The following is a 680-nucleotide window of genomic DNA, read 5'->3' as shown; positions in this document are numbered from 1 at the left end:
GAGGCCGCCGCCGTGAGGCCCGCGAACGTCGCCAGGCTGGCGATCAGCAGCGGGCGGCGCCCGAAACGCGCGAGCAGCGCGGCCATCAGCGGTGAGCCGATCGCATAGCTCAGCGCGAACAGCAGCACCAGCTGGCCGGCCCGCGCGGCGCTGACCTGCAGGTCGGCCGCCAGCACCGGCAGCAGGCCGGCGACCATGAAGCTTTCGGTGCCGATGGCGAAGGCGCCCAGCGCGAGCCAGGCCAGGCCCAGGGGCAGGCGTTCGGCCGGCGGTTGCTGCTGCGGGGTTTCAGGAGCGGTGTGCATGGTGAAGGACTCCATGGGTGGGTGTTCCAAGGCCTTCAGAATAGGATTGCAGGCGGCTCTTCAAAAGAACCACAATCGGCAAAGATCATGGAGCCACTTTTCGAGCTTGCCCTGCGCCTGCCGGCCGCCGGTTCGCGCGACCTGCTGCGCGCGCTGCACCGCCAGCTGCGCGACGCCATCCTCGATGGCCGGCTGCAGCCCGGCGCGCGCCTGCCCGCCACGCGCGCGCTGGCGCAGCGGCTGGGTGTGTCGCGCAACACGATGCTGGCGGCCTACGACCTGCTGCTGAGCGAGGGCTACCTGCTGGCGCGCCCGGGCTCCGGTACCTACGTGGCCGACACGCTGCCCGCGTTGCGGCGTGGCCGGCCCGCGCCC

The 680-nt window shown here is 72.2% G+C and carries 2 protein-coding genes; one reads left to right on the top strand and one right to left on the bottom strand.

Annotation, left to right across the window (positions count from 1 at the left end; genetic code table 11):
• On the bottom strand, positions 1-305 hold a 305-nt coding region (locus tag VBO01S_RS31550; protein ID WP_157627562.1), incomplete at its 3' end, for an MFS transporter.
• A gap of 87 nt (positions 306-392) precedes the next feature.
• On the opposite strand from VBO01S_RS31550, the gene VBO01S_RS31545 reads away from it, so the two are divergent.
• Positions 393-680: GntR family transcriptional regulator (locus tag VBO01S_RS31545; protein WP_157627561.1), on the top strand; the 288-nt coding region annotated here is incomplete at its 3' end.

The sequence above is a fragment of the Variovorax boronicumulans NBRC 103145 genome (assembly GCF_001591345.1).
Taxonomy (GTDB): domain Bacteria; phylum Pseudomonadota; class Gammaproteobacteria; order Burkholderiales; family Burkholderiaceae_C; genus Variovorax; species Variovorax boronicumulans.
The sequence above is the reverse complement of the archived record's forward strand: the minus strand, read 5'-3'. Positions and strand labels throughout refer to the sequence as shown.